At 69.6% G+C, this 18,352-nt stretch carries 18 protein-coding genes and 1 pseudogene; 11 read left to right on the top strand and 8 right to left on the bottom strand.

Annotation, left to right across the window (positions count from 1 at the left end):
- Positions 1 to 19: 19 nt before the first annotated feature.
- Complete coding sequence (locus AB4Z48_RS18995) at positions 20 to 496, bottom strand: hypothetical protein (RefSeq protein WP_441616692.1); 477 nt, start codon at positions 494 to 496, stop codon at positions 20 to 22.
- Positions 497 to 636: 140 nt separating this feature from the next.
- Between AB4Z48_RS18995 and AB4Z48_RS18990 the strand changes: the two genes are divergently transcribed.
- Positions 637 to 1,059: a PaaI family thioesterase gene (locus AB4Z48_RS18990; RefSeq protein ID WP_441616690.1), complete on the top strand. Its 423-nt coding sequence runs from the start codon at positions 637 to 639 to the stop codon at positions 1,057 to 1,059.
- Positions 1,060 to 1,180: 121 nt separating this feature from the next.
- Here the strand turns inward: AB4Z48_RS18990 and AB4Z48_RS18985 are convergent, their stop codons facing one another.
- From AB4Z48_RS18985 to AB4Z48_RS18975, 3 genes and pseudogenes are all read right to left on the bottom strand, one after another.
- Positions 1,181 to 1,537: an endonuclease gene (locus AB4Z48_RS18985; protein ID WP_441616688.1), complete on the bottom strand. Its 357-nt coding sequence runs from the start codon at positions 1,535 to 1,537 to the stop codon at positions 1,181 to 1,183.
- Positions 1,538 to 1,898: 361 nt separating this feature from the next.
- The gene (locus AB4Z48_RS18980) at positions 1,899 to 2,225 is read right to left on the bottom strand and encodes a four-helix bundle copper-binding protein (protein ID WP_441616686.1); all 327 of its coding nucleotides are present in this window, start codon (positions 2,223 to 2,225) and stop codon (positions 1,899 to 1,901) included.
- A 151-nt stretch (positions 2,226 to 2,376) separates the two neighbouring features.
- A pseudogene (locus AB4Z48_RS18975) lies at positions 2,377 to 3,852 on the bottom strand (MFS transporter).
- Between the two features lie 133 nt (positions 3,853 to 3,985).
- On the opposite strand from AB4Z48_RS18975, the gene AB4Z48_RS18970 reads away from it, so the two are divergent.
- Together AB4Z48_RS18970 and AB4Z48_RS18965 are read left to right on the top strand one after the other, a co-directional pair.
- On the top strand, positions 3,986 to 4,387 hold the full coding sequence (locus AB4Z48_RS18970) for a response regulator transcription factor (RefSeq protein WP_441616684.1): 402 nt from the start codon (positions 3,986 to 3,988) through the stop codon (positions 4,385 to 4,387).
- A gap of 883 nt (positions 4,388 to 5,270) precedes the next feature.
- Positions 5,271 to 5,489, top strand: a complete 219-nt coding sequence (locus AB4Z48_RS18965; RefSeq protein WP_441616682.1) for a hypothetical protein — start codon at positions 5,271 to 5,273, stop codon at positions 5,487 to 5,489.
- A 62-nt stretch (positions 5,490 to 5,551) separates the two neighbouring features.
- Here the strand turns inward: AB4Z48_RS18965 and AB4Z48_RS18960 are convergent, their stop codons facing one another.
- Positions 5,552 to 5,824, bottom strand: coding sequence for a hypothetical protein (locus AB4Z48_RS18960; protein ID WP_441616680.1), 273 nt, complete (start codon positions 5,822 to 5,824; stop codon positions 5,552 to 5,554).
- 412 nt (positions 5,825 to 6,236) lie between these two features.
- On the opposite strand from AB4Z48_RS18960, the gene AB4Z48_RS18955 reads away from it, so the two are divergent.
- Together AB4Z48_RS18955 and AB4Z48_RS18950 are read left to right on the top strand one after the other, a co-directional pair.
- Positions 6,237 to 7,058 carry an alpha/beta fold hydrolase gene (locus AB4Z48_RS18955; protein ID WP_441616678.1) on the top strand — a complete coding sequence of 274 codons (822 nt, stop codon included), beginning with the start codon at positions 6,237 to 6,239 and terminating at the stop codon, positions 7,056 to 7,058.
- A gap of 78 nt (positions 7,059 to 7,136) precedes the next feature.
- The gene (locus tag AB4Z48_RS18950) at positions 7,137 to 8,663 is read left to right on the top strand and encodes an MFS transporter (RefSeq protein ID WP_441616676.1); all 1,527 of its coding nucleotides are present in this window, start codon (positions 7,137 to 7,139) and stop codon (positions 8,661 to 8,663) included.
- A 93-nt stretch (positions 8,664 to 8,756) separates the two neighbouring features.
- On the opposite strand, the gene AB4Z48_RS18945 is transcribed toward AB4Z48_RS18950, so the two are convergent.
- Positions 8,757 to 9,560 carry a BON domain-containing protein gene (locus AB4Z48_RS18945; RefSeq protein ID WP_441616674.1) on the bottom strand — a complete coding sequence of 268 codons (804 nt, stop codon included), beginning with the start codon at positions 9,558 to 9,560 and terminating at the stop codon, positions 8,757 to 8,759.
- A 304-nt stretch (positions 9,561 to 9,864) separates the two neighbouring features.
- Here AB4Z48_RS18945 and AB4Z48_RS18940 point away from each other — a divergent pair, with 304 nt between their 5' ends.
- Positions 9,865 to 10,962 (top strand): methyltransferase, encoded by a 1,098-nt coding sequence (locus AB4Z48_RS18940; protein WP_441616672.1) that lies wholly within the window; start codon positions 9,865 to 9,867, stop codon positions 10,960 to 10,962.
- A 49-nt stretch (positions 10,963 to 11,011) separates the two neighbouring features.
- The gene (locus tag AB4Z48_RS18935) at positions 11,012 to 11,482 is read left to right on the top strand and encodes a ferritin-like domain-containing protein (RefSeq protein WP_441616671.1); all 471 of its coding nucleotides are present in this window, start codon (positions 11,012 to 11,014) and stop codon (positions 11,480 to 11,482) included.
- Positions 11,483 to 11,589: 107 nt separating this feature from the next.
- On the opposite strand, the gene AB4Z48_RS18930 is transcribed toward AB4Z48_RS18935, so the two are convergent.
- Positions 11,590 to 12,552, bottom strand: a complete 963-nt coding sequence (locus AB4Z48_RS18930; RefSeq protein WP_441616669.1) for a FadR/GntR family transcriptional regulator — start codon at positions 12,550 to 12,552, stop codon at positions 11,590 to 11,592.
- A gap of 308 nt (positions 12,553 to 12,860) precedes the next feature.
- Here AB4Z48_RS18930 and AB4Z48_RS18925 point away from each other — a divergent pair, with 308 nt between their 5' ends.
- On the top strand, positions 12,861 to 14,327 hold the full coding sequence (locus tag AB4Z48_RS18925; protein WP_441616667.1) for an NAD-dependent succinate-semialdehyde dehydrogenase: 1,467 nt from the start codon (positions 12,861 to 12,863) through the stop codon (positions 14,325 to 14,327).
- Positions 14,328 to 14,379: 52 nt separating this feature from the next.
- Positions 14,380 to 15,261 (top strand): NAD(P)-dependent oxidoreductase, encoded by an 882-nt coding sequence (locus AB4Z48_RS18920; RefSeq protein ID WP_441616665.1) that lies wholly within the window; start codon positions 14,380 to 14,382, stop codon positions 15,259 to 15,261.
- Positions 15,262 to 15,361: 100 nt separating this feature from the next.
- Here the strand turns inward: AB4Z48_RS18920 and AB4Z48_RS18915 are convergent, their stop codons facing one another.
- On the bottom strand, positions 15,362 to 15,622 hold the full coding sequence (locus AB4Z48_RS18915) for a hypothetical protein (RefSeq protein ID WP_441616663.1): 261 nt from the start codon (positions 15,620 to 15,622) through the stop codon (positions 15,362 to 15,364).
- Positions 15,623 to 15,767: 145 nt separating this feature from the next.
- Between AB4Z48_RS18915 and AB4Z48_RS18910 the strand changes: the two genes are divergently transcribed.
- On the top strand, positions 15,768 to 17,198 hold the full coding sequence (locus AB4Z48_RS18910; protein ID WP_441616661.1) for a TAXI family TRAP transporter solute-binding subunit: 1,431 nt from the start codon (positions 15,768 to 15,770) through the stop codon (positions 17,196 to 17,198).
- An 86-nt stretch (positions 17,199 to 17,284) separates the two neighbouring features.
- The gene (locus AB4Z48_RS18905; RefSeq protein WP_441616659.1) at positions 17,285 to 18,166 is read left to right on the top strand and encodes a hypothetical protein; all 882 of its coding nucleotides are present in this window, start codon (positions 17,285 to 17,287) and stop codon (positions 18,164 to 18,166) included.
- Positions 18,167 to 18,352 lie beyond the last annotated feature (186 nt).

Genomic DNA, 18,352 nt, shown 5'->3' with positions numbered 1-18,352 from the left:
CTGCCCTGAGCCGCCGCCGCTAGCGCGCGCACTTCTTGTACGGCGCATACTGCGCGCCGTTCCAGCGCCAGACCGGAAAGCAATTGCCCGGCCCGCCGATCTCGATGTCCGGATAGCCGAGGTGCTTCGTCTTGAGCACCGTGGCCTGCCCCGGAAAGCCGAACTGCGGCTGCCAGCGCCCGCTGCCATCCTTCACGTACAACTGCATCGAGACGCCGGCCATGCCGCCCACGCAAGTGCCGTAGAAATTGGTGAAAACCTCGGGCTGGCCATCGCCGTTCAGGTCGACGACGGCGGCATCGTAGTCCACCGACTCATTGCATGACTTGTCGAAGACCTTGCCCTTGAGCGCCTTGAGCTGGCCTTGCGTGGCCTCGGCGACGAGTTTCGCATCGGCACCCGGCGCGGCGCCGGCAGGCATGGCCAGGGCCACGGCAAAGCCGCCGGCGACGGCCGGCGCAAACGCTGCGGCCAGGACAGATGGACGGCGGGGCATGGCGGTCTCCCTGAAGGCAAGGCAGCCCGGCACGGCATCGTGGCGCAAGCCGAAGGCTGCCCTTCGATGATATGAAGAACGGTTCGCCGCCGCCAGCTATCATGTCGGCCATTCCATTCGATTGCCGACCGCTGCAAGCCATGTCCGACAAGACCCCCGCAAACCAGCCCTATGCGCTGGAGAACCCCTTCCTCGAATCCCTCAACGTCACCATCGTGGAGTGGCAGCCGGACCTGGTACGCATGGCGCTGGTGCCCCAGCCCGCGCATCTCAACAACACCGGCGTGGTCCAGGGCGGCATCCTGGCCACGTTGCTGGACGCCGCCGGCGGCTATGCCGGCCTGTTCCCGGAAGGTGGCGTGCGGCGCGCCGCCACCACCATCTCGCTCAACGTCAACTATGTCTCGTCGGGGCAACTCGAACCGCTGGTGGTGACAGGCCGGCGCGTGGGCGGCGGACGGCGCGTGTTCTTCTCCAATGCAGAAGTCACCGACAGCCAGGGCCGGGTGATCGCCACCGCGCAGGCGGCATTCCGGCGCAAGGATCCGGTGCCCTCGGCCTGATCTTCCCGGCCATGGCGTTGCGCGACTGGCATGGGCGCCGATGCATGCCGCCCCCGGCACTTCACCTGCTGGGGCGGAAGTCGGAAATCAAGATCACGGCCAGCCTATGAGGCGCCGGATCTCAGGCCCCGTCCAGGAAGCGGCTGCGCAGGCCCAGGCGCGTGCCCAGCGTGGGGCCCAGCCAGCGCGAACGGTCCATGTAGGCCAGCTGCGCATTCTGGCTCTGGTCCATGTAGGGCTCTTGCGTGGGGGCCAGGTCGGTGCGCACGGGCTGGCTGGCGCCCTGCGTGTAAGGGTCGAACTTGTCCGGCGCGCGGGCACCGGCGTAGGGGTCGGTCAGGCCGGCGCCGCTATTGGACATGCCGCCCTGCGAATACGGACTGCGGGGCTCCTGCACGCCCACGCCCTGGGCCAGCGCGCAAACCGAAGCCATGGCGGCGCCTGCCATCAGCAGGGCCTTGGCGAATGAATGCTTCATAGGTACCTCCTCGGAGAGGAAAAGAGAGGAAAAGGGTCGCTCGCATGCGGAGCGCCTGGTCTCTTCCCAAGCCAGACATGTGCCAGTCAGACGCCGTCCGACAAGCATGCGGGCCGCTCGGGGGGGAGTGCTCGCGCGGGGCGGGCGGCATGCGTTGGCAGCGCTTGCCTGGCGGCCTCCCGGCGGCCTGCGCCGGGCGCGATGCGGACGAACACGCATGGGTTCACGTGGCCGGAAACAAAGGCGCACGATGGTAATCGTTACCTGCGCGCGCCGACTGCTCCGCCCGTGTCACAGGTGCATGTCACAGGTGCATGTCACGCGCGCAGATCATTGCGCGTGTGATGTGCATCAGCGCGCCTTATGCCATGCCGTGGCACGCGYCCGCGCACAGCTTGCAGGCAATCGCGCAGACCTGGCAGTGCCGCACGGCATGTCGTCCGCACTCGCTGGCGCAGGCCTCGCAGGCCTTGCTGCACAAGCGGCATATCTCCGCTGCATAGGGGCTGCCGCGCGCCATCGCGGCGGCGGCAAGCTGGCACAAGGCGGCGCACTCCATGTCCAGCCGGATGCATTCCGTCATGTCCGCGGCCTGCCCTTCCTGCAGGCACGACGCCGCGCAGTGGTTGCACGCCGCGGCGCAGGCATTGCACGCGTCGATGCAGGCTTGATAGTCATCCATCGTCATGGTGGCTCCTGGTCGGCTGGGAACGGGCGAGCTTCACGCGCAAATCGTGCCAGCTTGCCCTGCGCATGGCCGGGGCTGACAGCGCGCCCGGCGATGCGCGCCTTGCATGCAGCACGGGCAGAGTACAGGGGCGGCATGCCCGGGCCTGGCGCTATTCCCGCGTCGCTTGCGCCGGGTCCGCGGACAGCGGCGGCGCGATGTCTTCCAGCGGGCGCATCTCTGCGTTGACCGCGTAGCGCAAGGCAAACAGGCCCGCGGCGATCACCAGCAGCGCCCCGATGCCGTAGCCGGTAGCCACCGCCACGCGGCTGCCGCTTTCTATCAACGCGCCGAACAGCAGCGGGCCGATAAATCCGCCGCTCCCTGTTCCTACAGCGTAGAACACCGAGATCGCCAGCGCGCGCGTTTCCAGCGGAAACACCTCGCTGACCGTGAGATACGCCGAACTGGCCGCGGCCGACGCCAGGAAGAAAACCACCGACCAGCACAGGGCCTGGCTGCGCGCGTCGAGCCAGCCTTGCACGAAGGCCCAGCCGGTCAGCGCCAGGCCCACGCCGGACAGCACATAGGTCAGCCCGATCATGCGGCGCCGGCCGACTCTGTCGAACAGCGGGCCCAGCAGCAGCGGCCCGAGCACATTGCCCAGCGCGAACGGAAACATATACAGCCCCACGCGGTTGTCCGGCACGCCGTGAAAACGCGTCAGCACCAGCGCATAGGTGAAGAAGATCGCGTTGTAGAAAAATGCCTGCGACACCATCAGCGCCAGCGCCACCGCGCTGCGCATGCGCTAGCGCCGGAACAGCACGCCGGCGACCTCGCGCAGCGCGGGCGTGGCGCGGCGCACGAAGGTGATCGTGCCCGCCGCGGGCGGCAATGCGCCGTATTGCGCGATCACCTGCGACTCGATGTCCGCCACGATGCGGCCCGCCTCCGCCTCGCGCCCGTGCGACAGCAGCCAGCGCGGGCTCTCGGGCACATCGCGCCGTACCAGCAGGATGGCCAGCGCCAGCACGGCGCCGAGTGCGAACGCGGCGCGCCAGCCCAGCGCCGGGCCCAGTACGCGCGGATCCAGCAGGAGCAGGCTCAGCCCGGCGCCCAGTGCCGCGCCGAGCCAAAAGCTGCCGTTGATGGCCAGGTTGACGCGGCCGCGCACGCGGGCCGGGATCAGCTCATCGATGGCCGAATTGATCGCCGCGTATTCGCCGCCGATGCCGAGCCCGGTCAGGAAGCGGCACACCGCGAAGAACACGAAGCCCGTGGAGAATGCCGTGGCGAGCGTGGCGGCCATGTACACGGCCAGCGTCGCCAGGAACAAGGTCTTGCGTCCGAGGCGGTCCGCCAGCCGTCCGAACACCAGCGCGCCCGCCACCGCGCCCGCGACGTACAGGGAGCCGAGCCAGCCCACCTGCGCCGCATCCAGGCCGAGGCCGTCGGGACGCTCCAGCACGCCGCCGAGCGAGCCGACCAGCGTCACCTCCAGTCCGTCGAGCACCCATGCCACGCCCAGCGCGATGACCACGCGCCAGTGCCAGCGCGACCACGGCAAGCGGTCAAGGCGGGCCGGGATATCGCTGCGCGCGACCGGCGCGGCAGCCATGTCCGGCCCCTTTGGGCGCCCTGGCATATCTGACACTGGTGGCACGGGTTGCACGACGGGCATGGGCAGGTTCCGGCTGGCGGTGGCAGGCAGCGGGCTTCTGGCCCGGGCCTTGCGTGGAGCAGTGTCTTCTACGACAAACTCATCATAGGCAGATTCCATGCGGCGTCCCTGTCAAACCATCCTCGTGGTCGACGATGAACCCGGCGTGGCAGATGCGCTGGCGTGCGCGCTTGAGGACGCCGGCTATATCGTGGAGCGCGCCGCCGACGGATTCAGCGCTTATTTCATGGCGCAACGCGTGCATCCCAGCGTGGTAGTGACCGACTGGATCATGCCGCATGGCGACGGCGCGGTGCTGTGCGGCATGCTGCTGCACGACCACGCGCTCTGTGCCACGCCGCTGGTAATCTCGACCAGCATGCGCCCTGTGCCCACCATCGCCAACCCTAGCGTGCGCTACTGCCCCAAGCCTTGCCACCCCGACGAAGTAGTCCGGCTCGTACGCGAGCTCGCCGGCGAATCCGGCGAGTCCGGCGCATGCGGTCCGGCGCGGCCTTGAAACTCTTGCCATGCGCACCATGCCGTGCGCCGCCCGGGTGGCCTCGTTCCGGGTGCCGGGATCACATGGCAAATGAGCTGGGCAAATGGCAAGGCGAGGAACCTGCGCCGGCAAGCCAGGAGAGCGGTCCACGCACAGCGCAATGCATAGCCCATGCAGCACCTGGATCGGGCCGACACCGGCTCCGCTGCCATCGCTGTCGCATTTATTTTTTGATGCGTGTCAAGTGAGTGACGAAGCACAAACCCCCCGGTATTGGGGCAGCCGATCGACGCTCATGGTGAGACACTATGCGCGGGCGGGAAACCAAAGCGCTCGCCCATCTCACTTCGTCAATGCCCTCCGGACCAGACCGGCGGGCATTTTTTTACCTGTCGCGCGCGGGATGACCACCGCACGGGGCCATGCGACTTTTTTACATGAGCAGGAAAGTTCGGGATACCCCGCGGCCGGCATTCGTGCACCGGCGACCCCTCAGGCTGCCGCGCGCCGACCGCGCAGAGACCGGCCACCCGCGGACACCCGGCATCGCCTGCGCCCGGGCGAATTGTCCTGGCGCGAGTGGCACGATTCCTGCCAGTTCAGCATCGCATGACGGGAAGCCATTTGTCACATGGCTGGGGCTTGCGGGGACGCGGGCCGAGTGCCGCGTCCCCATTTTTTCCGCCCGGCATGCGCGCCCGGCCGCGCAGGGAATCCGCCATGCGCCGAACGCCGCAGCCGCGTCAATAGTTCTTCGCGCCTACACCAACAAGGGGGCAGCGCACCGGTGCCGCGCCGGCGCAAAATGCGGCCAGGCCGCACGTGGCGGCGCCATGCCCTGCCGGTGACGGCAGCCCCAGGACCCAACACCTTTGCCCACATGTTCCATGACCCGAAACCAATGACCGATGCGGCCAGCCGCCCGGATGGCGCGGCGCAGGTGGGTGCATTGCCCGCCCAGCCCCCGTCATCGTGCGAGCCCACGCTGCAGCAGATAGCCGAGCGCCGTACGCGCGCGCTTGCCGATGCGCTGGAAGAGGCCATCCGCTCGTCACCGGCAAGCTCGAGCCGCGCTACCGTGCGCGCGCGCACGCAGGCGGCGGCCAAGGCGTCCGGATAGGTCCCGCGGCCCGACAACCCGGCCGGCCGGGCGGATGCTTTCCCGCCTGGCGGAGACACCGGCTAATCCGCCAGCGGGAATCCGAACACATCCTGCGCGAGGTCGCGTTCGAAGACGGCCGTCCACGCACCCTGGACACCGTCGCGGTATTCCCTGGCTTCACCCCCGGTCACGCGGGCCACGGTGATGCTGCGGGACGCGTGCCCAGGAGCGCCGTCCCGCCCATCCTGCGCGCTGACCTCGAAGTCCTCAAGGGCAAAACCGTGCAGCGCGCAGGCGGACGCGAAGTCGTCGCGCTCCTGCGCCGGCAGTTCGTGGAACCGCAATTGCGCCATGGCCGTCTCCCGGGGCCGCCGCGGATGCCGGCGGTATCTCGTCTCTGATGAGAACCGCAGTATCGCAGCAAGGGGATTCGGCGGGCAACAAGGCTGCCCGGGAGAGAGACCAGGCCCCGCGGCCAGCGGATGCGCTCCCTGCGCGATGCCGTCGCCTCGCGTTTTCCGCGCCAGCGAGCCACCGCCGCCAACGCCTTCCGAAGGCTTCCGATTACCTCCCCGGTAATTGGCCCGCCGCGCGCCAGCGCCGACACTGAGCTTGCCTGGAACCGCCAGGCAAGCTCAACCGGAGCCGACCGCCATGCCCGCAGCCAGCCTTGCCCGCCTCGAACCCGCTTATCCTGCTTCTCCCGCTTCTCCCGCTTCTCCCGCCGCCACGTCTACCACGTCTACCACCGCCCCACTCCTCCCGATGGACTACGTGCAAACCCGCGACGGCGTTTCGCTGTTCGTGCGCGACTGGCACGACGGCAGCGCCGCCGGGGTGGTGCTGTTCGTTGCCAGCTGGGCCCTGTACTCGGATTCCTGGGGTGCCCAGATGGTGGCGCTGCGCGCCGCCGGCCTGCGCTGCATTGCCTACGACCGGCGCGGCCACGGGCGCTCGGGCGATCCGGGCCGCGGCTATGACTTCGATACGCTGGCCGACGACCTCGCCGATGTGATCGAGGCCCTGGACCTGCGGCGCGTCACGCTGGTGGGGCATTCGATGGCTGCCGGCGAGATCGTGCGCTATCTCTCGCGCCATGGCGCCAGCCGCGTCGCCGGCATGGTGCTGGTGGGCTGCACCACGCCGTGCCTGGCGCAGAGCGCGGACAACCCCGACGGCATCGCCCCCGCCCTGCTCGAGCAGGTCGCAGGCGAACTGGCCGGCGATTTCCCGCTGTGGGTGGAGAATAACCTCGCGCCCTTCGGCGGCGGGCTGTGCTCTGCGCCACGGCTGGAATGGGTGCGCGCGATGGCGTTGCAGACTTCGCTGCCGGCGCTGCTCGGCTGCAACCATGCCAACGCGTATGCGGATTTCCGCGCCGAGCTGCCGGCGATCCGCGTGCCGGCGCTGCTGGTGCACGGCGACAACGACGTGTCCTGCCCCCTGCCGCTCACCGCGCAGCGCACGGCTGCGCTGCTGCCCGATGCGCGCCTCGCCGTGTACGCAGGCGCACCGCACGGCCTGCCCTACACGCACGGGGCGCGGCTGTCTGCCGACATCCTCGGCTTCGTGCGCGGACTTGACTGACGATCCGCCGACGCCTGCCTGTCGCCTGCCTGTCGCCTGCCTGTTCCCTGCCTGATGGATCCCGACCGGAACCCCGCCATGTCCTCGCCCAGCCCCGAGCCAGCCGTAGCGCTGCCCTCGCTCGCCTCGCCGCGCGCCGCGCCGGCTTCGCATCCGCCCGCCACCGCCCCTGCGACCAGTTCTGCCATCACGCGCACCCGCGAGCGCCTGGCGATGCTGGTCATGCTGAGCGGCACCTTCATGGTGGTGATGGACTTCTTTATCGTCAACGTGGCGCTGCCGGCCATCCGGCATGACCTGCACGCCAGCGCCGGTGCGCTGCAGCTGGTGGTGGCCGGCTACGGCGTGGCCAACGCGGCCGGCCTGATCACCGGCGGGCGCCTGGGCGACATGCTCGGGCGCCGTCGCATGTTCATGCTGGGCCTGGCGCTGTTCGGGCTGGCTTCCGCCGCGTGCGGACTGGCGCCGGACGCCCGCGCGCTGGTGGCGGCGCGCGTGGCGCAGGGCCTGGGCGGCGCCTTGCTGCAGCCGCAGGTGCTGGCCATGCTGTCGCTGGCCTACACCGGGCCGGCACGCGCGCGCGCCTTTGCCGCCTACGGGCTCACGCTCGGGCTTGCCGCGCTGCTCGGCCAGCTGCTCGGCGGCGCGCTGATCCGTGCCGACCCGGGCGGCCTGGGCTGGCGCGCCTGCTTCCTGATCAACGTGCCGGTGGCCGCGGCGGCGCTGCTGCTGGCGCCGCGCGTGCTGCGCGCCGCGCCGCGGGTCCCGGGCAGCAAGCCGGACCTGCGCGGCATGGCCTTGCTTGCCACGGCCCTGTGCGCGCTGGTGTGGCCGTTGGTGGAGGGCCGCCAGCAAGGCTGGCCGCCAGCAACGCTGCTGGCGCTGGCCTTGGCCCCGCCGCTGCTGGCGCTGTTCGCATGGCAGCAGCGCCGGCTGCAGGCCCGTGGCGGCCAGCCGCTGGTCAGCCCCGCGCTGTTCGCCACGCCGGGCTTCGCGCGCGGGCTGGCGGTGACGCTGGCCTTCTATGCCGGCAATGCATCGTTCTATTTCGTGCTCGCGCTGTACCTGCAGGACGGACTCGGCCTGAGCCCGCTGCAAGGCGGCGGGGCCTTCACCATGCTGGCACTGGGCTTCTTCGGCGCCTCGCTGGCGGCGCCGCGCATTGCCGCGCGGCTGGGTCGCTCGTCCATCGCCTACGGCGCGCTGCTGCTGGCCGCAGGCCACTGGCTGCAACTGGCCAATGCGCTCTTGCCGTGGCATGCGCATGCCACCGCGCCGGTGGCGGCGATGCTCGGGCTTCTGGCGGTGCAAGGCGCCGGTATCGGCATGGTAATGGCGCCGCTGGCATCCGCAGTGCTGGCGGGCATGCCAGAGCGGCACGCAGGCGTCGCCTCCGGCGTCCTGGCTACCGTGCAACAGGTCGGCAACTCGGTCGGGGTGGCGCTGATCGGCAATGTCTTCTACGGCGTGCTGGAAGCCAGTGCCATGCCCCCGGACTGGCCTGGCTATACCCATGCCTACGCCTGGAGCCTGGCCTGCCTGCTCGGGCTGGCGCTGGCCGTCACCCACTTGTGCCGCGCCCGCCGGCAGGTGCCGGCGCCGTAGGCCCCGCCGCCTGCGTGGCGGGCCACCGTGGCATGGGTGGCGCCGCGCGGCGTCAGGGCCGGAATGCGACGCCGTGCCGACGCCGCCGCCCGCCTACTCCGAAGCCAGCACCCCATACGGCCGCACCCGGATCTGGTTGATCACCTCGGTGACGCCGTACACATCGTCGGCCACCTCTTCGATTTCGTATTTGATGTGCCGCTGGGTGACCGTGCCCTCCAGCGTGACCATGCCCCCGCTTACCGAAACCGTGACTTCGCTCACGTCGAGCGTGTGGTCGCAGGCAAGCCGCTCGCATACTTCCTCGCGCAGGCTCTCGTCCGAGCGGCGGTAGCCCTTCGGACCCATGCGCCGGCCGCGTTCGTACCCGCTCCGCTCATACCCGGCCCCCTGGTATTCATCCGGGCCGGCCATCCCCGCGCCCGGCCCCGCCGTGGCGACGCCGGGCGTCGCGCGTGCCCGCTGCGCGGCGCGGTAGCCGTCCGCATAACCGCTGGCGTAACCGCTGACGTAGCCCCGCCCGCCGGGGGCGCCATCCGGTGCGGCCGTGCCCTGGGTGCTGGCATAGCCATCGCCGTCCGGGCGGCGCGACGCGGGCGATACGAGCGCCTCATCGCGGCCGCGGTCCCAACGGCCCTGCCCCCAGGGCTGGCGCTCGCCACCGCCCATGCCGGCAATGGCGCTCGCCGGCCGGCGGAACCGGGCCTGCGGATAGCGCGATTCGTAGCGCGCGATTTCGTCTTCGCCGAGACGCCAGCTATCGTCGTTGCGATCGCCGGAATACCACGCGTGCCGCTGCGCGCGCCTTGTCGCACGCGCTCCGTCGTCGTTGCCGGGCGCATCCGCGCCGCCCGGCGCATACCGTTGCCGGCCGTATTCGTCTGTCCACGTACCCATGGCTATCCCCAATGTCGTTCCGGAGGGGACCAACGCCCCTCCACCATGGTTGATCGGGGCAAAATCCGTACCGGGTCCAGGCCGGCGGCCATGGCCCCGCCACGGCGGGCGCAGGCGGGCGGCCCATGCCGACAGCGAGCAGCAAGCGGCACGTGCGCCATGCGCTTCCCGCGTGTGCGCTTTACCCGGCGTTGTAATACGCACCCTCGCCTGCAGGCGGGGCCCGGCTGGATTTCGACCGGCCCGGCATCTAGAGTTAGCTAGCATCCTCCCCACCGCCGTGCCCACCGTGATGAGGTGACCTATGCAAAACGAAGCCGACACCCAGCGTGCGCCGGCAGACGCAGGGGCAGCGCTTTCGCCCCAGCACCTGCTGCAGCTCGGCATGGGATTCTGGGCCGCCAAGGCCATGCTGAGCGCCGTGGAACTTGGCGTGTTCACCCAACTGGCGCGGCAGCCGCTCGATGCCGGCGCGCTGGGCGCGGCGCTAGGCCTGCATCCGCGCGGCGCCGCGGATTTCCTCGATGCGCTGGTTGCGCTGCGCGTGCTCGACCGCGAGGACGGCGGGCAAGGCGGCGGACAGGAAGGCGGTGGACAAGGCGGCGCCGGCAGGTACCGCAACACGCCGGAAGCGGACCATTTTCTCGACAAGGCGAAATCCACCTATGTCGGCGGCCTGCTGGAGATGGCCAACGCACGCCTCTACCCCGCCTGGGGGGCGCTCACCGACTCGCTGCGCACCGGCAAGCCGCAGGGCGATGCCGCCGAGGGCACCGACCCGTTCGCCACGCTCTATCGCGACGAAGCGGGGCTGCGCGGGTTCCTGCGGGCGATGACCGGGGTCAGCCTGGCCGCCGCGCAAGCCATGGCGCAGCGCTTTCCATGGCAGGAATGCAAGACCGTCATCGATATCGGCGCCGCCCAGGGTGCGCTGCCGGTACAGCTTGCGCTGGCCCATCCACACCTGCGCGGCGGCGGCTTCGACCTGCCCGCGGTCGGGCCGGTGTTCGACGCCTACGTCGCCGAGCATGGCCTGCAGGACCGGCTGCGCTTCTACCCCGGCGATTTCTTCAACGATCCCTGCCCGCAGGCCGACGTGCTGGTGATGGGCCATATCCTCCATGACTGGGACCTGGAGCAGAAGCTGCATCTGCTGCGGCAGTGCCACGCGGCGCTGCCCTCGGGCGGTCGCCTGATCGTCTACGACGCCATGATCGACGACGCGCGCCGGCAGAACGCGTTCGGCCTGCTGATGAGCCTGAACATGCTGATCGAGACACCGGGCGGATTCGACTACACCGGCACGCAATGCTGCGACTGGGCCAGGCAGGCCGGCTTCGCGCAGGCGCGCGTGGAACCGCTCAGCGGTGCGGATTCGATGATGATCGCGACCAAGGCATAGCATCGCCACGGCATCGCGCGGCGGGACGTAGCCAACCGGAGACACAGCCATGGCTGAAATGAACAACGAGGACAAGGCAAAGATCGTCACCGTGCTGAACGGGATCCTCGAGGCCGAACTGGCCGGCGTGGTCCGCTACACGCACTACTCGCTGCTGGTGTTCGGCTTCGGCCGCATTCCCATCGTGTCGTGGCTGCGCGACCAGGCCAACGAATCGCTGCTGCATGCGCAGCAGGCCGGGGAATGGATCACCACGCTGGGCGCCTATCCGTCCCTGGCCATCGGCAAGCTGCTCGACAGCCACACCTTCGACACCGCCGCCATCCTGCGCGAATCGCTCGACGCCGAGATGGCCGCCCTCAAGCTCTACCGCGAACTCCTGGCGCTGGTCGAAGACCGCTCGGTGGCGCTCGAAGAATACGCGCGCCAGATGATCCAGCTCGAAGAACTCCATGCCGGCGAGGTGGACAAGATGCTGCGCAAGCCCGGCAGCACCGCGGCGTTCGCGCCGTCTGCGTGAGATCCCGGGCTAAGGCCCGGCCCCCCTTGGATTGCCGCCCGGACTTGCCTGCGTCCGCCACGCCATGCGTACGCTGCCCGGCCGCCAGCGCGGCTCGACCCGGGACACTAGCGTCGCGCGGACGGCCGCCGCAGCACCTCGCCCAGGTCTGCCCGCGCCAGGCGCTGCGCGGCCGCGCGGCTGTTGCCGGTCCAGTAGCTCTGGTCGGCGTGGGCAATGCGGTCCGCCGTGTTCTTCATATGCAGGAAGGCGGCCTTGCGCGCGGCCTCGGGATCGCGCGCCTCGATGGCGGCGCACATGGCTTCGTGCTCCGCGCGTACCTGCGCGGCCAGATCGGCGCGCTTCGCTTCGTTGCCGCGCGTGAGGCGGATGGCGTCCTGCAGCGCGCGCGTCAGCAGGCCCAGCAGTTCGGTGTAGTGCGGGTTGCCGGTGGCGCGCGACACGGCCATGTGGAAGGCCAGGTCCTCCTCCACGCCATCGCCGCCGGCCGCCGCCGCACGGTCGATGGCCTTGAGCGCGCGGCGGATCCGCGCCATCCCGGCCTCGCTGCGGCGCTCCGCCGCCAGCGCCGCCATCTCGGCTTCGATGCCGCGCCGCAGCTCGATGATGCGCACCACGCCCAGCGCGGGGTTATCGTCGTTGCGGCCGAGGCGGAAGGCCTCGCTGGCCTTGGGGTCGAGCACCACGGTGCCGCTGCCCTGGCGGGTTTCCACCAGTCCCTCCGACTTGAGCCGCGAAATGGCCTCGCGCACCACGGTGCGGCTCACGCCGTATTCCTCGGTCATGAACTTCTCGGTGGGCAGGCGCGCATTGACCGGATAGGTGCCCTTGCGGATCTGGCTTGCCAGCAGCTCGGTGATGCGGTCGGCCAGCGTCATCTCGCCGGGCGGCTTGCGCGGCGAGGCCGTGGCGTTCAGGGTGTCGGTGCGCATGCGGGCTCCGTCTCGGACTGGCTGGGTGCGGCTATCGGTATCGGCTTCGCTATCGGGCGGCATCCGTGGCTTCTCGTGCTTCTCGTGCTTCTCGTGCTTCTTGTTCTTCTTGCCGGCGCGGTTGCCCGCGCTGGCCATCGTTCCGTGCCGATGATAGCACCGGGAACAAAGTGGTTGACAAACTCATCATATAAATTTGTAATACAAATTACTGACCAGCGCGACCGCGTCCCCGCCTCGGGACCGGCGTCTCCGAACGCCCGCAGAGGCGCCATCGCCAGTCACCGCACAGGAGACACCAAGCCATCGACGGCCTTGCGGCCCTGCAGCGCGGCGAACGGCCCGGCAACCTGCTGGCATCAGGCGGCACGAGCAGCGCCCTCACCCTCCCCCTCTCACTGTTCCTTTCCATCGATGCGGCCAATGCCCGCCCGGAGCGCCTGACCATGAAGATCACCCGTCCTTCGCTGTTTCGCCAGCAATGCCATGTCGGCGGTCGCTGGGTAGACGCCACCGGCCGCGAGACGCTGTCGGTCACCAACCCCGCCACCGGCGCCGTGATCGGCACGGTGCCGCGCATGACCGGCGCTGACGTGCAGGCCGCCATCGCTGCGGCCGGCCAGGCCTTGCCGGCATGGCGCGCCACCAGCGCCAAGGAGCGTGCCAGGATGCTGCGCCGCTGGTACGAGCTGTGCATGCAGCACCAGGAGGATCTCGCCACCATCCTCACCACCGAGCAAGGCAAGCCGATGCGCGAGTCGCGCGGCGAGATCGCTTACGGCTCGGGCTTTATCGAGTGGTTCTCCGAAGAGGCCAAGCGCATCTACGGCGACATCATCCCCGCCCCCGCCAGCGACCGCCGCATCGTGGTGATCAAGCAGCCGATCGGCGTGGTGGCCGCCATCACGCCGTGGAACTTCCCCAACGCCATGATCACGCGCAAGGCGGGGGCCGCGCTGGCCGCCGGCTGCACCATCGTGGTCAAGCCCGCCTCGGCCACGCCCTACTCGGCGCTGGCCCTGGCCGAACTGGCCAGCGAGGCCGGCATCCCGCCCGGCGTGTTCAACGTGGTGACCGGCTCCGCCGGCGTGGTCGGCCGCGAGCTGACCGGCAGCCCGGTGGTGCGCAAGCTCTCGTTCACGGGCTCCACCGAAGTCGGCAAGGAACTGATGGCGCAGTGCGCGGGCACGGTCAAGAAAGTCTCGATGGAACTGGGCGGCAACGCGCCCTTCATCGTCTTCGACGACGCCGACCTCGACGCCGCGGTGCTGGGCGTGATGGCCTCCAAGTTCCGCAATGCCGGCCAGACCTGCGTCTGCGCCAACCGCATCTTCGTGCAGGACGGCATCTACGACGCCTTCGCGGCAAAGCTCAGGACCGCGGTGGAAGCACAGGTGGTGGGCGACGGCCTGGACGACGGCGTGGACCTCGGCCCGCTGATCGACGACGCCGCGGTGCGCAAGGTCAAGGAGCATATCGAGGACGCGGTCGGGCTCGGCGCCAGGGTGCTCACGGGTGGCCAGCCGCACCCGCTGGGCGGGCACTTCTTCACGCCGACCATCCTCACCGAGGTCTCGCCCAAGGCCAGGCTGATGAACGAGGAAACCTTCGGCCCGGTGGCGCCGCTGATCCGCTTCTCCTCGGACGAGGAAGTCATCGCCATGGCCAACGACACCCCGTTCGGGCTGGCCGCCTACTTCTACACCGGCAGCTACGAGCGTTCCTGGCGCGTGGCCGAAGCGCTGGAGGTCGGCATCGTCGGCCTGAACGAAGGCATCATCTCCACCGAGGTCGCGCCCTTCGGCGGCGTGAAAGAATCCGGCGTGGGCCGCGAAGGCTCGAAATACGGCATCGAGGACTACGTCGAGATCAAGTACATCTGCGCCGGCGGCCTCGGCGGCAAGCGCGCCTGAAGCGCGCGCGGCCATCGGAAAACCGCCAGCCCGGCATCGAAACGGAGACAACATGAAGACAATCGGCATGATCGGCATCGGCATGATGGGCCACGGCATCGCCACCAATATCGCGAAGCACGGCCACCCGCTGGTGCTGCTCGACCATCCGGGCAACCAGCCGCTGGACAAGCTGCTGGCCGCGGGCGCCACCACCGCCGCCACTCCCGCCGAAGTGACGCGCGCCGCCGACGCCGTGATCCTCTGCGTCACCGGCACGCCGGAAGTCGAAGACGTCCTGTTCCGCCCCGATGGCGTGCTCGCCGGGCTGCGCCCGGGCACGGTGGTGATCGACTGCTCCACCGCCATCCCCTCGTCCACCGTGCGCATCGCGGACGCCGTGACCAGGGCCGGCGGCCGCTTTCTCGATGCGCCGATGACGCGCACGCCCAGGGAAGCCGCCGAAGGGCGTCTCAATCTCATCGTCGGCGGCGAGCGCGAACTGTTCGAGCAATACCGGCCGCTGCTGGCCTGCTTTGCCGAGAATATCGTCCATGCCGGCCCCGTCGGCTCCGGCCACCGGCTCAAGCTGCTGCACAACTACGTCTCGCTCGGCTTCTCCGCCGTGCTGGCCGAGGCCGCCGCGTGCGCCGAACGCGCCGACGTGGACCCGGCGGTGCTGCTCGAAGTGCTCTCCAAGGGCGGTGGCGACGGCGTCGTGCTCAACCGCCTGCGCCCCTATATCGAAGCACAGGACAACTCGGGCTTCCGCTTCTCGCTCGCCAACGCGCTCAAGGACATGGGCTACTACACCACCATGGCCGCGGAACTTGGCGCCGCGCGCGCCACTGCCGAAGCGGTACGGGACACCTATGAGCAGGCCAGCCACAGCGAGCGCGCGCAAGGCACGGTGCCGGAATTGATCTCGATTCTGGGGGACAGGCAGGCGGGATGAGTGCAACGCAGGCCGAAAGTGAGCGGCATGGCGCTCTTCGGCAAGCCGGATGCGGCGCAGGCGCCGCATCCGTCAGGATGGTTCTTCTTCTATATGTCGTCTAGATGCCGAGAATCTTCTTTGCCTCGCCAAGTGACTTCATGGACTCATCGTGCTTGCCAGCCTTGTGATAGGCCTCGCCGTCGGCGCGCAGCTTGGTCACCTTGGCGGCGTCTTCCGCCGACAGCGCCGGCTTGGTGGCAAGCTTGGCATCGATCGCCTTCATCTCGTTCGGGCAGTTGTGGGCCAGGGCCAGACCGCTTGCGCCGAGCAGGAACAGCGAAGCGGCAATGGGAATATATCTACGCACATCGGCCTCCATCGGGTATTGAGCGGATATTCAGCTTAGACCATCGGAGCTGAAGCAGCGCTATCGCTGGCGGGTCCGGCGCCGCGGCGCCCGGCGCGGTAAGCCCGCCGGGGCCGGTGCTATGATTCTGCCGCTCCATCCCAGCGCACGCGAGCCGATGACGCCAGACTCCGGGCAAGCCAAGCCCACGCCACCCGAAGCCAGACCGGAAACCACTCCCGGAGCCAGCCCCGACGCCACCTCCGCCCCCGCGGCGGCGCGCGCCAGAACCGATATCCGCCGCCTGGGCGCCCGCTTCGTCGCCATCTCCTGGCGCGACCTGGCGGTGTCCTTCGGCCCCGCCGTGGTGTTCTGCATCGCGGCCGCCTGGCTGGCGGTCTGGCTGATCCAGCCGGCGCCGCCCAATGCCATCACCATCAGCRCCGGGCCGAAGGACAGTTCGTTCTGGAACGCCGCCGAGAAGTACCGCGCGATCCTCGCGCGCAACGGCATCACGCTCACTGTGCTGCCGTCCGAGGGTTCGCTGCAGAACGTCGGGCGGCTGGCCGATCCCAAGCAGTCCGTCGACGTGGCCCTGGTCCAGGGCGGCGTCTCCGGCGAGGTGAACAAGGAGGGACTGGTCTCGCTCGGCAGCATGTTCTACGCGCCCATCAGCGTGCTGTACCGCGGCAAGGAAAAGCACAAGCTGTCGGATTTCCGCACGGCGCGCATCGCCATCGGCCGCGAAGGCAGCGGCAGCCGCGCGCTGGCGCTGACGCTGCTCAAGGCCAATGGCATCGAGCCCGGCGGCAGCGCCACGCTGCTCGCCCATGACGGCGACGAGGCGGCGCAGGCGCTGCTCGACGGCAAGATCGACGTGGCCATGCTGACCGGCGACTCCGCCACCGGCCCCACCATGCGCAAGCTGTTCCGCATGCCGGGCATCCGCCTGCTGGACTTCGCCCAGGCCGACGCGTACACGCGGCGCTTCCTCTACCTGCAGCAGCTGGTCCTGCCGGCCGGCGTGCTGGACCTGGGCAAGAACCTGCCCGTCCACCCGATCCACCTGATCAGCCCCACGGTGGAACTGGTGGCGCGCGACAACCTGCACCCCGCGCTGTCCGACCTGCTGATCGAGGCCGCGCGCGAAGTCCACGGCAAGCCCGGCTTGCTGCAGGGCGCGGGGCAATTCCCCTCGGCCACCGTGCACGAGTTCCCGCTCAGCGACGACGCCACGCGCTACTACGCCTCGGGCAAAGGCTTCCTGTACCGGCACCTGCCATTCTGGCTGGCCAGCCTGCTCGACCGCGCGCTGCTGGTGGTGGTGCCCATCCTGGTGCTGCTGATCCCCGCCTTCAAGGTGGTGCCCTCGCTCTATAGCTGGCGCGTCAAGTCGCGGATCTACCGCTGGTACGGCTCGCTGATCGAGATCGAACGCGTGGCGCTGGTCGATCCCACCGAGGAAGAGAAAGCCACCCTGATCGCCCGGCTGGACCACATCGAGGACGCCGTCAACCGGCTCAGGATGCCGCTGGCCTACGCCGACCAGTTCTATGTGCTGCGCGAGCATATCGCCTTTGTCCGACGGCGCCTGACCGGCGCGCCATAGCCCGGGCGGCGCGGCTCGCCGCCGGGTGCTATGATGGCCGCCGCCATCCGCCACAGAGCGGGTGCAAGGGTCAGACAGGGCGAGCCATGAGTAGAAGATTCTGGGTATCGAAGCGGACGGGAAACGGCACGCGGGTGGGGATCGGTGCGTCGTCCGGACGGGGCGGGAGCAACGATGCCCGGGTCTACGCCTCGCAGGACATCGGCAACGGCGTCAGGATCGGCGCCAGCATGCCGGCCGGCAGACTGCTGACGCTATGGGCCACGGGCGCCCTGGTGATCGGCATCGCGGTCGTGGTCATGCACTACGGCTTCGGCTGGTTCCCGGATGCCTGCAAGCCCGGCGACACGGCCTGCCTGGCGGCAGAGAACGCCAGGTACCAGGCGAGCATCCGGGAGCGCGTGGAAACACTCTACCGGACCCTCCACGATCCCGGAGCCGACGCCGCCGAACGGGAGAACGCAGCCTACTCCCTGGCGCGCTTCAAGGCCGACGGCCACGTCCCCATGGCCGAGCGCGCCGCCTACGCACACGAAAAGCGGGAAGAGGCCGAGCGCCAGGAACAGAAGCTGTTCGAGCAGGAGTCCCGCCATCTCGCCAGGATCCGCAATGCCATGATGCAACGCGGTTGGTATCCCAGTGAAGCCGACCGCCGCTTCCTCGATCAATCCGAAGAACTGGACCGCCAGGACCCCGGCCGCATTCAACGCCGCGAGAAGCTGGAGCCCGCCCAGCAGCGCGACGCTACCGGCATCGCGCGCGAGAGCGCCCGCCTCTACCAGCAGCGGCAGGCCGAAGACGCGCAGCGCCGCCAGCGCTTGCTGGCCGTGCAAGAGCGCCAGCAGGAGATCCTGAGCCGCGAGCAGAAGCCTGCCTTGCCGCAGGAGCAGCGCGAGCAAGCGCCGGCGCCGGCCGCAATCCAGGCACCCGCGCAGGGCGCGGACCGGAGCATGTACATGGGCGGGTGAGTGGCAAAGGGGCCGATCACCGCGGCCCTGCCCCTTCGGCCAGCGCGAAGCTCGCTGGCCTGGCCGCGCTCGCGATGCGTCTCGCCGGCCATGACGTGGCCGCGATCGTCGTGGACGACAACAAGCCCGAGGCAGGTTCCGATACGGACCTGATGCGGCAGATCCGCCTGGCGCCGGCCGAGCGCG

This window comes from Cupriavidus sp. 2TAF22 (genome assembly GCF_052115045.1).
GTDB lineage: Bacteria > Pseudomonadota > Gammaproteobacteria > Burkholderiales > Burkholderiaceae > Cupriavidus.
Note: the sequence above shows the minus strand (reverse complement) of the source record. Positions and strands in the feature narration are given on the sequence as shown.